This window comes from Neisseria animaloris (assembly GCF_900637855.1).
GTDB lineage: Bacteria > Pseudomonadota > Gammaproteobacteria > Burkholderiales > Neisseriaceae > Neisseria > Neisseria animaloris.
Map to the genome: position 1 here is coordinate 2,170,260 of NZ_LR134440.1, position 14,204 is coordinate 2,184,463.

12 protein-coding genes and 1 tRNA gene are annotated in these 14,204 nt (G+C 47.3%); 11 read left to right on the top strand and 2 right to left on the bottom strand.

Going from position 1 to position 14,204, the window contains the following annotated elements:
- Positions 1 to 25 precede the first annotated feature (25 nt).
- From msbA to EL216_RS10220, 4 genes are all read left to right on the top strand, one after another.
- A complete protein-coding gene (gene msbA, locus EL216_RS10205; protein WP_085390346.1) occupies positions 26 to 1,825 on the top strand; it encodes a lipid A export permease/ATP-binding protein MsbA in 1,800 nt (599 codons plus the stop codon).
- An 81-nt stretch (positions 1,826 to 1,906) separates the two neighbouring features.
- Positions 1,907 to 2,683 (top strand): ferredoxin--NADP reductase, encoded by a 777-nt coding sequence (locus EL216_RS10210; RefSeq protein WP_085390211.1) that lies wholly within the window; start codon positions 1,907 to 1,909, stop codon positions 2,681 to 2,683.
- Positions 2,684 to 2,769: 86 nt separating this feature from the next.
- Positions 2,770 to 3,537, top strand: coding sequence for a TatD family hydrolase (locus EL216_RS10215; RefSeq protein ID WP_085390212.1), 768 nt, complete (start codon positions 2,770 to 2,772; stop codon positions 3,535 to 3,537).
- A 130-nt stretch (positions 3,538 to 3,667) separates the two neighbouring features.
- The gene (locus tag EL216_RS10220; protein ID WP_085390213.1) at positions 3,668 to 4,828 is read left to right on the top strand and encodes an FAD-dependent monooxygenase; all 1,161 of its coding nucleotides are present in this window, start codon (positions 3,668 to 3,670) and stop codon (positions 4,826 to 4,828) included.
- A gap of 109 nt (positions 4,829 to 4,937) precedes the next feature.
- Here EL216_RS10220 and EL216_RS10225 read toward each other — a convergent pair whose 3' ends face one another.
- Positions 4,938 to 6,140 (bottom strand): D-alanyl-D-alanine carboxypeptidase family protein, encoded by a 1,203-nt coding sequence (locus tag EL216_RS10225; RefSeq protein ID WP_085390214.1) that lies wholly within the window; start codon positions 6,138 to 6,140, stop codon positions 4,938 to 4,940.
- Positions 6,141 to 6,590: 450 nt separating this feature from the next.
- On the opposite strand from EL216_RS10225, the gene ilvA reads away from it, so the two are divergent.
- Positions 6,591 to 8,114: a threonine ammonia-lyase, biosynthetic gene (gene ilvA / locus EL216_RS10230; RefSeq protein ID WP_085390347.1), complete on the top strand. Its 1,524-nt coding sequence runs from the start codon at positions 6,591 to 6,593 to the stop codon at positions 8,112 to 8,114.
- A gap of 74 nt (positions 8,115 to 8,188) precedes the next feature.
- Here the strand turns inward: ilvA and tgt are convergent, their stop codons facing one another.
- A complete protein-coding gene (gene tgt / locus EL216_RS10235; RefSeq protein ID WP_085390215.1) occupies positions 8,189 to 9,301 on the bottom strand; it encodes a tRNA guanosine(34) transglycosylase Tgt in 1,113 nt (370 codons plus the stop codon).
- Between the two features lie 126 nt (positions 9,302 to 9,427).
- On the opposite strand from tgt, the gene EL216_RS10240 reads away from it, so the two are divergent.
- The 6 genes from EL216_RS10240 to pheS all read left to right on the top strand — a co-directional run bounded on the left by EL216_RS10240 (position 9,428) and on the right by pheS (position 14,089).
- A tRNA-Val gene (locus EL216_RS10240) sits at positions 9,428 to 9,504 on the top strand.
- 74 nt (positions 9,505 to 9,578) lie between these two features.
- Complete coding sequence (gene thrS, locus EL216_RS10245) at positions 9,579 to 11,492, top strand: threonine--tRNA ligase (RefSeq protein ID WP_085390348.1); 1,914 nt, start codon at positions 9,579 to 9,581, stop codon at positions 11,490 to 11,492.
- Positions 11,493 to 11,506: 14 nt separating this feature from the next.
- Positions 11,507 to 12,031: a translation initiation factor IF-3 gene (gene infC / locus EL216_RS10250; protein WP_085390216.1), complete on the top strand. Its 525-nt coding sequence runs from the start codon at positions 11,507 to 11,509 to the stop codon at positions 12,029 to 12,031.
- Positions 12,032 to 12,178: 147 nt separating this feature from the next.
- Positions 12,179 to 12,376, top strand: a complete 198-nt coding sequence (gene rpmI, locus EL216_RS10255; RefSeq protein WP_004284178.1) for a 50S ribosomal protein L35 — start codon at positions 12,179 to 12,181, stop codon at positions 12,374 to 12,376.
- 11 nt (positions 12,377 to 12,387) lie between these two features.
- On the top strand, positions 12,388 to 12,744 hold the full coding sequence (gene rplT, locus EL216_RS10260; RefSeq protein WP_085390217.1) for a 50S ribosomal protein L20: 357 nt from the start codon (positions 12,388 to 12,390) through the stop codon (positions 12,742 to 12,744).
- A gap of 358 nt (positions 12,745 to 13,102) precedes the next feature.
- Complete coding sequence (pheS, locus tag EL216_RS10265; protein ID WP_085390218.1) at positions 13,103 to 14,089, top strand: phenylalanine--tRNA ligase subunit alpha; 987 nt, start codon at positions 13,103 to 13,105, stop codon at positions 14,087 to 14,089.
- Positions 14,090 to 14,204 lie beyond the last annotated feature (115 nt).

The window sequence follows — 14,204 nt, forward strand, 5'->3', positions numbered from 1 at the left end:
ATTGATTACTCGCGAATTTTATATTATGCATATATCGAAAAAGCAGTCGAGTTGGGAATTATACAAACGGCTGTTTGGCTATTTAAAAAGCTATTGGAAAGTTTTTTCCGTTGCTATTGTATCTATGTTGCTGGTGGCTGTAACCATGCCTGCATTTGGTTATCTTCTTAAGCCTTTGATTAATGAAGGTTTTGTTGATAAAAACATGCAAAAAATGACTTGGATGCCGCTGGCGATTGTCGGTTTGTTTTTGGTGCGCAGTATTTTCAACTTCATCAACGAATACTGTACCACTTACCTTTCCAGCCACCTGGTGCAGCGGATGCGTGGCGAAATGTTTGTCAAGTTGATGCGCCTGCCGTCAAATTATTTTAGCAGTAACAGTAGCGGCCGCATTATGTCTCGCGTGCTCAATGATGCGGGTCAGATTACCGATGCCGGTTTCAATGTGATTACAGTATTGGCGAAAGACGGTGTCAGCGTTATCGGTTTGCTTGGTTTATTGTTTTATTTGGATTGGAAACTGACGCTGATTACATTCGCTATTTTGCCGGTGGTTGCTTTCAGTGTGCGCCTTGTCAGCCGCCGTTTGCGTGATTTATCTCTGCATAATCAACGGTTTCTCGGCCAAATGATGCAGGTGCTCAATGAGAGCATCGACGGTGCGCGTGTGATTAAAGTTTACGGCGGCCAAAAATACGAAACCAACCGTTTCAACCATGTTTCCGATAATGTCCGTCGCAATAACGTCAAACAATCCGCAGCCAGCTCTATCGGCACCGGTTTTACGCAATTGATGGCATCGGTTGCATTGGCCATAATTGTTTACACTGCCGCTTCGCAAGCGCATTCGTCTGATTTCAGCGCAGGCGATTTCATGGCCTTTCTTTCCAGCATGATCATGATGTTTGATCCCATCAAGCGCATGACTGGCATTATGCAATCTTTGCAGCGCGGTTTGGCTGCGGCAGAAAGTGTGTTCGGCTTTTTGGATGAGGCCGAAGAAACCGACGGTGGCGTACAGACGTTGAATAACCGTCCCGGCGATATCGAATTCCGCCAAGTGGTTCACCGTTATCCCGAAGCCGAGCGGAACAGTTTGAATGGTGTCAATCTGATTGTTCCGCAGGGGCAGGTGGTTGCTTTAGTGGGGGCTTCGGGTTGCGGCAAAACCACGTTGGCTAATATGTTGCCGCGCTTTTTCAACCCCACCGAAGGTCAAGTATTGATCGGCGGCACTGATATCCGCGAATACACGCTTGAAAGCCTGCGCGAGCAGATGGCTTTAGTGAGCCAAGATGTCGTGTTGTTCAACGGCAGTGTGGCCAGCAATATTGCTTACGGCCAGATGAACAAAGTCAGCGAAGCCGATATTGTTCAGGCGGCAAAAGCAGCGAATGCGTGGGAATTTATCAAGGCCATGCCGCAAGGGCTGCAAACTGAAATCGGTGAGAACGGTTTGAAACTTTCAGGTGGCCAACGCCAGCGTTTGGCAATTGCCCGCGCCCTTCTGAAAAACGCCCCGATTTTGATTTTAGATGAAGCGACCAGCGCGTTGGATAATGAATCGGAACGTCTCGTGCAGGCCGCGTTGGAGAATCTGATGGTAAACCGTACAACCATCGTGATTGCGCACCGTCTCTCTACCATTGAGAAAGCCGATAATATCGTAGTAATGCACGAAGGGCGCGTGGTAGAGCAAGGCACGCATACCGAATTGTTGGCGAAGGGTGGGCGTTATGCCGATTTGCACAGCCTGCAATTCGATGAAACTTCGGAAGACTTGTCGGAAAAAAGCGACGGTACGATCGCCGTGGTCATTTAATTTTTCAGACGGCCTTTTCTCATTAATTAAAACGTTATTCGGAATCTGTTTTTCAAAATCATATAAATTAGGAAATCGACAATGGCAGCATTCAATACCCAGACCGTATTGTCCGTTCACCACTGGACAGACGCTTATTTCACCTTTACCTGCACCCGTGACGAAAGCCTGCGCTTTGAAAACGGCCAGTTTGTGATGGTGGGCCTGATGGTGGACGGCAAGCCGCTGATGCGTGCATACAGCGTGGCTAGCGCCAACTGGGAAGAACATCTCGAATTTTTCAGTATCAAAGTACAAGACGGCCCGTTAACCAGCCGTTTGCAGCATTTGAAAGTGGGCGACGAAGTGCTGATCAGCAAAAAGCCTACCGGCACATTGATTTGCGGAGATTTAAACCCCGGCAAAAATCTGTATCTGCTTTCTACCGGCACCGGCATTGCGCCTTTCCTGAGTATTACCAAAGACCCGGAGGTGTATGAGCAGTTTGAAAAAGTCATCTTAGTTCACGGTGTGCGTTACAAGAAAGATTTAGCTTATTACGACCGTTTTACCAAAGAATTGCCCGAGCATGAATACTTGGGCGAAGTGGTAAAAGAAAAACTGATTTATTACCCCGTAGTTTCACGCGAAGAATATCCGCATCAAGGCCATATTACCGATTTGATGCGCAGCGGTAAGATGTTTAAAGACATCGGTTTGCCGATGATGAATCCCGAGCACGATCGGGCAATGTTGTGCGGCAGCCCTGCCATGTTGAAAGATGTCAGTGCGGTATTGAATGAATTTGGTTTGGTGGTGTCGCCGAAAATGGGGCAACGCGGCGATTATTTGATCGAACGCGCTTTTGTTGACCAATAAAGGATTGTTGTCGTATATAAAGGCCGTCTGAAAAATGATTTTCAGACGGTCGTTGTTTGTTGAGAGCATCTTTAGGTTGAGCCGGTATGAAATTCACTGATACCCATTGCCATCTTGCCGACCCGTTATTCCGGGATAATCTGCCCGATATTATTGCCGAAGCGGAGACCTTGGGCATATGCCGGTTCATCGTGCCTTCTACGCACGCTGCCGATTTTGCCGATGTGGCGGCATTAAACGGTTTGCCGCAGGTGCATATCGCTTTCGGTATTCATCCGTGGTTTGCAGAATCTGCTGTTGATGCCGATTTAAACCGGTTGGAGGATTTTTTGCAGCAATATCCGCAAGCATGGGTAGGTGAAATCGGTTTGGATTTTTACGATAAAAACCAAACATCGGCGGTACGTGAATGCCAGAGACTATGGCTTACGCAGCAGCTTAAATTGGCACAGCAGTACTGGCGCCCCGTTATTCTGCATAACCTAAAAGCCACCGCAGCCTTGGTGGAGGTTGTGAAAGCCACCCGTTTTACACGGGGCGGGATCGTCCATGCATTTTCCGGCAGTTTGGAAGAAGCCCGTTCGCTTACGGCGTGCGGCTTCAAAATCGGTATCGGTTCGCTGTTGTTGAATCCCACTGCCAAAAAAGCCCGCCAAGCTGCCCGCGAGCTGCCTTTAAGTGAAATTGTTTTGGAAACAGACAGTCCGTTTATGCTGGCAAACAGCGTGAATGTTCCGGAAAATATACGCAAAATCGCCGAAATTGTTGCAGAACTACGCGGAGTGCCTGTCGAAACCGTTGCGGATACAACGGAGCGGAATGTTGAGGCATTGTTGGGAAAGTGTGAATCTTAAATTTTGGTTTTGTGTGAATTGAAAAAATCTTTAGAGGCCGTCTGAAAACCGTCTTTCAGACGGCCTTTGTTCAACCTGCTTTCCAAATCCGTTAGAATACCGGTAATTCTAACGATTCAGGCTGAACATCATGCAAACCATTCCCGCGCATACCCGGATTGCCGTTATCGGTGCAGGCCCTGTCGGAGTGCTGGCCGCTTTGCAACTGTACGGGCAGGGAAAGCAGGTATTGTTGATAGAAGCGCGCGCCAAAGGAGTCGAAATTCAAGACAAACGCACGCTGGCTTTATCGTTCAATAGCCTGCAAGCCTTCCAAGCGGCAGGCGTGGATTTGCCCGAAAACGAAACCACCCGTATTAAAAACGTGCATATTTCCCAGCAAGATCATTTTGGGCGTACTTTGCTGCGTGCGGAAGATATGCATGCGGCCGAACTGGGGCGCACTGTGGATTATGCGGTGATTATGCGCCAATGTGAAGCCGCGCTTGAGAAGCAAAATCTGCCTGTGCTGTGGCAAACCCAAGTACGGCACGTGCGTACGCTTTCGCATTTTGCCGAATTGGATGTGATGTATAACGGGCAATCGCACTGTATCACGGCGGATTGGATTATTCTGGCGGAAGGCGGACACCTTGCCGAGCAGCTTCCTGGTCTGCACCGACACAGCTACGACTATCGGCAGTCGGCATTGGTTACGACGCTTGAATTCGACCGACCGGCCGACAGCACGGCTTACGAACGCTTTGCCGATAACGGCCCATTTGCATTATTGCCTTATCATGATGCTTACCGGTTGGTTTGGACACGTACGCCCGAAGATGCTTTGGCTTTGAAAGATATGGTATTTACTGATTTCGCACGGGAGTTCGAGCAGGTTTTCGGCAATCGTTTGGGCCGTCTGAAAAAACGCGGAGAAGCGGCCGTTTTTCCTTTGCAGCTCAAACAGTTGAATCGTGTGTATAGCGGGCGGGTAATCTGTATCGGCAACGCTGCACAAACCATGCATCCTGTTGCCGCCCAAGGTTTGAATTTAGGCGTACGCGACGCATTGGCATTGGCACAGGTATTTGCAGCACCGCATAGTTTGGAAAACAGTAAACTGGCACAACAATATGCGGCAGCCCGCCGTTTGGATGCACATGCCATTGTCGGCTTTACCCACAGTTTGGTAACATTGTTCGACCATCCCGATGCCTTGTTGAAATTCGGACGTGGCGGCGTGATGGCGTTGTTGGACGGTATTCCCGCTGCACGTAAAAAATTCACCGAGCAGTTGATCTTCGGTGTTTGACGAAACGAATGTGAAAAGGCCGTCTGAAAACTTTTCAGACGGCCTTTGGCTATCTATAAAGCCTTCGGTAAGAACGATTGCCGAAGGCTTGTTTGATTAAGATTCCTGCCTATTCGTCGGCAAACAAACTCTTAAACCACAATACAATACTGTCGTAAGTGCGGCCGAACCAGCTGGCTTCTTCCACCGAATTGAGGGCAACCACATTTTTTTCCGCCAATACTTTGCCGCCGTTTATGATTCTGAGCTTGCCCAGCACTTGGCCTTTTTCAATCGGCGCAAGTACAGGCTGCATAGTTTCCAGTATCGGTTTGATGTTTTTGCCTTCTCCGTGCGGAATGGTTACATAAGCAGCATCCAGAAAGCCGACGTTCACGGCATTGGAGCTGCCTTTATACACTTTTACCTGTGAAATGGTTTGGTTGGCATCATACAGTTTCGGAGTGTCGTAAGACTGTAATGCCCAGTTCAGCAGTTTGCTGCTTTCCGATGCACGTGCTTCGGTACTTTCGGTACCGACCACTACCGAAAGTACGCGGCGGCCGTTGCGTTTGCTGGAGGCAATCAGATTGTAGCCGGCGCTGCTGGTGTGGCCGGTTTTCAAGCCGTCTACACTCGGGTCGCGGTAGAGCAGCAAATTGCGGTTGGGTTGTTCAATATTGTTGTATTTAAACGATTTAATTGAATAGATGGGGTAATACTTGGGAAAGTCGCGGATGATGGCTCCGGCAAGGACAGCCAAGTCGTTCACGCTGGTGAGATGGCCTTCGCCGGGTAAGCCGGTACTGTTCACGAAATGGGTTTGGGTCATGCCGAGTCGTTTGGCTTCAGTGTTCATCATGGTGGCGAAACCTTCTTCACTGCCGCCGATGGCTTCCGCCAGAGTGATAGCGGCATCATTGCCAGATTGAACGATCAGACCTTTAATCAGGTCGCTGACACTGGCTGGCTTGGCAGGATCGAGAAACATGCGCGAACCTTCGGCTTTCCAACCTTTTTTGGAAACAGTAAGCATTTGTTCGGGTTTCAGAGTGCCGTTATCCAAAGCTTTGAATGTCAGGTAGGCGGTCATTAATTTGGTTAGTGAAGCAGGTTCGACTTGGGTATTCAAACCTTTTTGCGCCAACACTTGGCCGCTTTGCAAATCTTTGATTAAAAATGCGGTGGCGGCGATTTCAGGCACAGGAGCGGCAGGCATTGCGGCAGCGGTGGTTGTAGGTATCGCAGCCGGTGCAGATGCAGCTTGCGGTGCGGCAACGGCGTTGCCAAGCATTAAGGAGGCCACGGTCAGGCCGAGTAAGGTTTTCTTCATGTTTTGAACTTTTTGCTTTTCAGGTCATAAAAACACAAGCCGTCTGTTTCAGGCGGCCTGTTCGTTATCGGGTAGTGTGCAGAATGAATCTGAAGCCGTTTGGGATGCTCTGAAATTAAGGAGCATTCTTTTAAATGCGTTGGAAGACTGCATGTGTTGCAAAACCCTTAAGATTGAACAAACCTATCTCTCCGACTGGGAGTATAGACAGGCTGCAATAGGGTAATGTTTTGCTTGGTGAGTAAACATTATACCTATTAATACTTTCATTTGTTAAGATTTTTCTTGATTTCAGACGGCCTGCGGGGTATGGTTTGGGCTTTGTTGCATTTGTCTTTAAATAAAGAGCATAAAACGGTTTAAACGGCAGCCGTTGTGCGAGGCGAGGCAGCCGGATTCGGCCGCATCATAAAGTGTTGTTTTATCCTTTTGATTAGAAAAATATTCATGATGAACACTCCTTCTTATTCCGATTACCTGATCCGTATTCTGACTTCTTCTGTGTACGATGTGGCAGTTGAAACGCCACTGGAACCCGCTCGCGGTTTATCGCGCCGTGCCAACAATAATATTTTGCTTAAGCGTGAAGATTTGCAGCCTGTGTTTTCATTCAAAATACGCGGGGCATACAATAAAATGGCTAAATTATCCAGAGAGGCGCTTGCAAGGGGCATTATTACGGCCAGTGCGGGAAACCATGCGCAGGGTGTTGCGATGTCTGCCCAGAAACTGGGTTGCCGTGCCGTGATTGTGATGCCCGAAACCACGCCGCAGATTAAAGTGGATGCGGTCAGAAACCGCGGTGGCGAAGTGGTGCTGAAGGGCGTTTCATTCAACGATGCTTACGATCATGCCGTTAAATTGGCCGAGGAGCAAAAGCTCACCTATATTGCCCCGTTCGATGATCCGGATGTGATTGCCGGCCAAGGCACCATCGGTATGGAAATCCTGCGCCAGAAACCCAATGAAATTGATGCTATTTTTGTGCCCATCGGCGGCGGCGGATTGGCAGCCGGAGTGGCAGCATTCATCAAACAAGTCCGTCCGGAAATCAAAATCATCGGCGTGCAAACTAACGATTCCTGCTGTATGAAAATTTCTATCGCCCAAGGCGAGCGTGTGGAGTTGAAAGATGTCGGCCTGTTTTCAGACGGCACCGCAGTAAAGTTGGTCGGTGAAGAAACCTTCCGTATCTGCCGTGATTTGCTTGATGACATCATTACTGTAGATACCGATGCCATTTGTGGGGCGATTAAAGATATTTTTGACGACACCCGCAGCATTATGGAGCCCGCCGGTGCATTGGCTTTGGCAGGTTTGAAAGCCTATATCGCTCTCAATCGTGCCGAAGGAGAAACTTTGGTGGCAGTAACCAGCGGAGCCAATATGAACTTTCACCGCTTGCGCCATGTGTCGGAACGCAGCGAGCTCGGAGAAGGCCACGAAGGTATTTTTGCTGTGTCGATTCCTGAAAAACCCGGTAGCTTTCTGAAGTTCATCAATGTGTTAGGGAACCGCAATATCACGGAGTTCAACTACCGTTACGGCGACGACGAGATTGCACATATTTTCGTCGGTATTCAGACGGCCGGTATGCAGGACTTGGCCAAAATCAGTGCGGAACTTACCGCCGCAGGATTACCGAATACTGATTTGACTGATGATGAAATTGCCAAAATCCATATCCGCTACATGGTTGGTGGTCGTACGCATAAGGTAGAGAGCGAGCGGGTTGTCAGCTTCGAGTTTCCGGAGCGTCCCGGGGCTTTGGCTCGATTCTTAAGCCATATGCGCACAGGGTGGAATATTACTTTGTTCCACTACCGTAACCATGGTGCGGATTACGGCAGGGTGTTGGTCGGTGTGGATGTGCCGCCGCAGGATAATCAGGCATTTGAAGATTTTTTGGATAATTTGGGCTATGTCTATGAAGACGAAACCCATAATGCCGCATATAAGCTGTTTTTGAGTTGAGTAAAGTAAGTTTGGCAAAGGCCGTCTGAAACTTTTCAGACGGCCTTGTTTGATTTGATGGCTTAAGCAGTAAGTTAAACACCGCGTGCACGTTTTTCGTGAAATCGGGCTTGCCAGTCTGCAAATTTTCCCTGTTCGATGGCTTCGCGCATTTCGGCCATTAAAGTTTGATAATAGTGCAAATTATGGATGGTATTTAGTTGGGCCCCTAAAATTTCACCGGCACGGTGCAGATGGTGCAGATAAGAGCGGCTGAAATTCCGGCAAGCATAGCAAGTGCAGGTTTCATCTATCGGTCGGGTGTCCAGTTTGTGTTTCGCATTTTTGATTTTCAAATCGCCGAAACGGGTAAACAGCCAGCCGTTGCGGGCATTGCGCGTAGGCATCACGCAGTCGAACATATCCACACCGTGTGCTACGCCGTATACCAAATCTTCGGGTGTACCCACACCCATCAGATAATGGGGCTTGTGTTCGGGCAGAATAGGGCCGACGGCACGTAACATGCGGTACATTTCAGGCTTGGGTTCGCCTACGGAAAGCCCGCCGATAGCCAATCCGGGAAAGTCGAATTGTTCCAACCCTTTCAAAGATTCTTCGCGTAAGTCTTCATACATTGCGCCTTGTACAATACCGAAAAGCGCGTTGGGGTTGTTTAAATCTTCAAAAGCTTTTTTAGAACGTTCAGCCCAGCGTAAGCTCATTTGCAGCGATTTTTGAGCCTGAGGGTGAGAGGCTTCTCCCGGGGTGCATTCGTCAAGCTGCATCACGATATCGGAGTTCAATACAGTTTGGATTTTCATGGAAATTTCGGGAGAAAGAAACAGCTTGTCGCCGTTAATCGGACTTTTAAAGGTACATCCTTCTTCCGTTAGTTTGCGCATATCAGAGAGAGAAAAAACTTGAAAGCCGCCTGAGTCGGTAAGAATCGGTTTGTCCCAACCGATAAAATGATGAAGGCCGCCGAATTGTTCGATTACTTTCAAGCCGGGACGAAGCCACAGATGATAGGTGTTGCCTAAAATAATCTGCGCTTTGATATCGTGCAGATTTTGGGGAGTCATGGCTTTGACTGATCCGTAAGTGCCGACCGGCATGAAAACTGGCGTTTCTATTTTGCCGTGATTCAATTCCAAGGTACCGCGTCGGGCGTACCCGTCTTTTTTATGCAAAGTAAATTTCAACATGGTTGTTGCAAAGTAGATTCAAAACAGGCGCAATTATAGCGGAATTCTTTTCAGGCCGTCTGAAAAGAACAGCCCGTAGCTTGCCAACGGCTTTTACAATCAGCTACAATTTATAACTTATTTTGTAGGCACGTAGCTCAGTTGGTTAGAGCACCACCTTGACATGGTGGGGGTCGTTGGTTCGAATCCGATCGTGCCTACCATCTTTTATTTGAAAACAACAAAAACGAAAGGTTTGTTTTTGTTGTTTGTTGCATTTATCGGTTTGGAGTCGTACATGCTTAATATTACCTTGCCCGACGGTTCGGTCCGTCAGTTTGAAGCCCCGGTTTCCGTTTACGACGTAGCGGCTTCTATCGGCACGGGTCTGGCAAAAGCCACGGTTGCCGGCAAGGTAAACGGAAAGTTGGTCGATGCTTGCGATCTGATTAAAGAAGATGCGCAAGTGCAGATTATTACCCCCAAAGATCCCGAAGGAGTAGAAATTATCCGCCACTCTTGCGCGCATTTGATAGGCCATGCCGTTAAGCAGCTTTATCCTGAAGCTAAAATGGTTATTGGTCCCGTTATTGAAGACGGTTTTTACTATGATATAGCGACAGATAAGCCTTTTACGCCGGAGGACGTTGCTAAAATCGAAGCACGCATGAAAGAGTTGATCGCCCAAGACTATGATGTGATTAAGGTAATGACTCCGCGTGCAGAAACCGTCGATACGTTTAAAGAGCGCGGCGAAGAATACAAATTACGCTTGATTGAAGATATGCCCGAAGTAGAAGCTATGGGTTTGTATCATCATCAAGAATATGTCGACATGTGCCGAGGTCCGCATGTGCCCAATACCCGTTTTCTGAAAAATTTTAAATTAACGAAGTTGGCCGGAGCTTACTGGCGCGGTGACAGCAATAACGAAATGTTGCAGCGTATTTATGGCACGGCTTGGGCGACGAAAGATGATTTAAAAGCCTATATCACTCGTATGGAGGAAGCCGAAAAGCGCGACCATCGGAAGTTGGGTAAACAGCTTGATCTGTTCCACCTCCAAGATGAGGCTCCCGGCATGGTGTTTTGGCATCCCAAAGGTTGGGCTTTGTGGCAAACCATTGAGCAACACATGCGCAAGGAGCTGAATGCGGCGGGTTATAGAGAAGTTAAAACGCCGCAGATTATGGATAAAGTCTTTTGGGAGCGTTCGGGCCACTGGCAAAATTATAAAGACAATATGTTTACCACTCAGTCGGAAAAACGTGAATATGCCGTTAAGCCGATGAATTGCCCGGGACATGTGCAGATTTTCAATCATGGGTTACGCTCTTATCGCGATTTGCCGATGCGCTTGGCAGAGTTTGGTTCTTGCCATCGCAATGAACCTAGTGGCGCATTGCATGGTCTGATGCGTGTTCGCGGATTTGTGCAAGACGATGCGCATATTTTCTGTACGGAAGATCAAATCGTTGCAGAATCACGCGCCTTCAATGAACTTTTAATGCGTATTTACAAGCAATTTGGGTTCAATGACGTATCGGTTAAATTGTCATTGCGTCCGGAGCAACGCGCGGGTTCGGATGAGGTTTGGGATAGAGCTGAAAGCGGTTTGCGTGAAGCATTGACTGCTTGTGGTGTCGAATGGGAAGAATTGCCCGGTGAAGGCGCGTTTTACGGCCCTAAAATTGAATATCACATTAAAGATGCTATCGGTCGTTCTTGGCAATGCGGAACCTTACAGTTGGATTTCGTTTTGCCTGAGCGGTTGGATGCGGAATACGTTACTGAAAATAACGATCGTGCCCGCCCTGTGATGCTGCATCGTGCAATTTTAGGCTCGTTAGAGCGGTTCATTGGCATTTTGATTGAAAACCATGCAGGTTCTTTCCCGCTTTGGCTGGCTCCGGTTCAGTTGGTCATTATGAATATTACCGAACATCAGGCTGATTACTGTCGTGAAGTGGCTGAAAAGTTGCAAGAAGAAGGCTTTCGGGTTGAATTAGATTTACGTAACGAAAAAATCGGTTACAAAATCCGCGACAACAGCCAGTACCGTTTTCCTTACCAAATCGTTGTTGGTGAGAAAGAAAAGCAAGAAAACAAAGTGGCTGTGCGCCGCAAAGCAGAAGACTTAGGCTCGTTGGATTTGGGTGATTTCATTGCACATCTCAAGCAGGAAATCGCTATGGCCTTAGCTAATCATTAATTTTTAAAAGGAGTATTGTCATCGCTCAAGAACGCGAAGCACGAATCAATGGTGAAATAACAGCCAAAGAAGTGCGATTAATTAGTGGTTCAGGCGAACAGCTTGGTGTTGTGTCTGTCCGTGAAGCTTTGGCTATGGCCGAAGAGCAGGACGTGGATTTGGTGGAGATTTCACCCACTGCCAAGCCGCCTGTGTGTAAACTCATGGATTTTGGTAAATATAAATACCAGCAAGCGAAAAAACGCGACGAGGCTAAAAAGAAGCAGAAATTGGTGCAGATTAAGGAAATTAAATTCCGTCCGGGTACCGATGAGGGTGATTACAACATCAAAATGCGCAATATCAACCGCTTTTTGGAAGATGGCGACAAAGTAAAAGTAACTTTGCGTTTCCGCGGACGCGAAATGGCCCATCAGCAATTGGGTGCCCAATTACTGGAGCGGGTGAAAGAAGATTTGGCTGAAGTTGGCACCGTTGAGCAATTTCCTAAAATGGAAGGCCGCCAAATGGTTATGATGATTGCGCCTAAAAAGAAATAAAGTTATAATTTTAAGATCGCCTTGATTTGCCGTGCAGGGCAAGCTTAACTCGGCGGCAAAAACCGTGATATAGGGGCCTCAAGTGTTTTGGCTTAATGGTTCGAAATCCCCTTATATCTTATCTAATAAATGATATGGAGTATTCCCATGCCTAAAATGAAAACCAAGTCGGGCGCTAAAAAACGCTTTAAAGTACTGGGTAACGGCGGTGTGAAACGCGCTCATGCGTTTAAGCGTCACATCCTGACCAAAAAAACCACCAAAAACAAACGTCAATTGCGCGGTACCTCAATGGTAAATGAACGCGATTTGGCTTCTGTTGCTAAAATGTTGCCCTACGCTTAAGGAGTTAGAATATGCCACGCGTAAAACGCGGTGTAACCGCACGTGCCCGTCACAAAAAAGTATTAGCGTTAGCCAAAGGCTATCGTGGTCGTCGTAAAAATGTCTACCGTGTTGCCAAGCAAGCGGTAATGAAGGCCGGTCAATATGCTTACCGTGACCGCCGTCAGCGCAAACGTCAATTCCGTCAACTGTGGATCGTGCGTATCAACGCAGGTGCCCGTGAAAATGGTTTGTCTTACAGCAAATTCATGAACGGTTTGAAACGTGCTGCTATTGAAATCGACCGTAAAGTATTGGCTGACTTGGCAGTATTTGATAAAGCTGCTTTCACTCAGCTGGTTGAAAAAGCTAAAGCTGCTTTGGCTTAATACTTTTAAGAATTTAAAAGGAAACTTCGGTTTCCTTTTTTTATGGCTGTTTATTTCATCGGACATCTAGAACAAGTAATGTATATTTTTGTTTAGACTGCTGTTTTTTCGGTGCAATTTGCGTTACAATGTTTGACTTTCGAAGTGAAACGGAAAGCCTTAAGCAGGCTGTCTGAATCGGTTTTCAGACGGCCTTGTTATTTAGTGTCCGTTGTTGGATGCTATATATCAAGCCAAAATAAAGCACTAAGAAATGATGGTGCTGGCATCAATTACAGTAGGATAGTGGCGGCAACAGATTGATAAATGGTTTTGCTTTGCCATAACTTGAACAACTGATAAAACGAATCAAAACATCATGGAAAATGTAAACCGTATTGTTGCAGAAGGTATAGCCGCTATAGAGGCAGCGGCGGATTTCAATGTGCTGGAACAAGTAAAAGCCCGTTATCTGGGTAAAACCGGTGAGTTAACCGGCCTTCTGAAAACTTTAGGCCAAATGTCTCCGGAAGAGCGTAAAACCATCGGTGCGCATATCAATGAATGTAAAAACCAGTTTCAGACGGCCTACAACCAAAAGCGTGATGCTTTGAACGAGGCTAAATTGCAGGCACAGCTGGCAGCAGAATCGCTGGATGTTACGCTGCCCGGGCGCAGTCAAAGCAACGGAGGCTTGCATCCGGTTACCTTGACCTTGCAACGTGTGGTCGAGCTGTTTCACGGTATGGGTTTTGAAGTGGCGGACGGTCCGGAAATCGAAGATGATTTCTATAATTTCCAAGCGCTTAATATCCCTCAAAATCATCCTGCCCGTGCAATGCAAGATACTTTTTACGTCGAAAATGGTGATGTGTTGCGTACCCACACTTCCCCGATTCAAATCCGTTACATGCTGGATAAAAAGGAACCTCTTATCCGCATCATTGCTCCCGGCCGTGTGTATCGCGTCGATTCGGATGCTACACATTCGCCGATGTTCCATCAGGCCGAAGGTTTGTGGGTGGAAGAGGGTGTAACCTTTGCCGATTTGAAGGCTGTTTTTACTGATTTTATTCGTCGCTTTTTTGAACGCGATGATTTGCAAGTGCGTTTCCGTCCTTCCTTCTTCCCTTTTACCGAGCCTTCCGCCGAAATCGATATCATGGGCGAACGCGGTTGGTTGGAAGTTGGCGGGTGCGGCATGGTGCATCCTAACGTATTGAAAAATGTAAATATCGATCCCGAAAAATATACCGGTTTTGCTTTTGGTATCGGATTGGATCGTTTTGCCATGTTGCGTTACGGTGTAAACGATCTGCGCTTGTTTTTTGATAATGATCTGAATTTCTTAAAACAATTTAAATAAGATTGTTTTTCCATTATTTTCAGACGGCCTTACAGATGAGGCCGTCTGAAAAACAGTCATACAAATATGAGCCGTTTCAGACGGCACTGTATAAGCATTTATTTAAAGAGAAGAT

Coding starts and splice junctions, on each gene's coding strand:
- msbA (WP_085390346.1), top strand. CDS start 26: ATGCATATATCGAAAAAGCAGTCGAGTTGGGAATTATACAAACGGCTG.
- EL216_RS10210 (WP_085390211.1), top strand. CDS start 1,907: ATGGCAGCATTCAATACCCAGACCGTATTGTCCGTTCACCACTGGACA.
- EL216_RS10215 (WP_085390212.1), top strand. CDS start 2,770: ATGAAATTCACTGATACCCATTGCCATCTTGCCGACCCGTTATTCCGG.
- EL216_RS10220 (WP_085390213.1), top strand. CDS start 3,668: ATGCAAACCATTCCCGCGCATACCCGGATTGCCGTTATCGGTGCAGGC.
- EL216_RS10225 (WP_085390214.1), bottom strand. CDS start 6,140: ATGAAGAAAACCTTACTCGGCCTGACCGTGGCCTCCTTAATGCTTGGC.
- ilvA (WP_085390347.1), top strand. CDS start 6,591: ATGAACACTCCTTCTTATTCCGATTACCTGATCCGTATTCTGACTTCT.
- tgt (WP_085390215.1), bottom strand. CDS start 9,301: ATGTTGAAATTTACTTTGCATAAAAAAGACGGGTACGCCCGACGCGGT.
- thrS (WP_085390348.1), top strand. CDS start 9,579: ATGCTTAATATTACCTTGCCCGACGGTTCGGTCCGTCAGTTTGAAGCC.
- rpmI (WP_004284178.1), top strand. CDS start 12,179: ATGCCTAAAATGAAAACCAAGTCGGGCGCTAAAAAACGCTTTAAAGTA.
- rplT (WP_085390217.1), top strand. CDS start 12,388: ATGCCACGCGTAAAACGCGGTGTAACCGCACGTGCCCGTCACAAAAAA.
- pheS (WP_085390218.1), top strand. CDS start 13,103: ATGGAAAATGTAAACCGTATTGTTGCAGAAGGTATAGCCGCTATAGAG.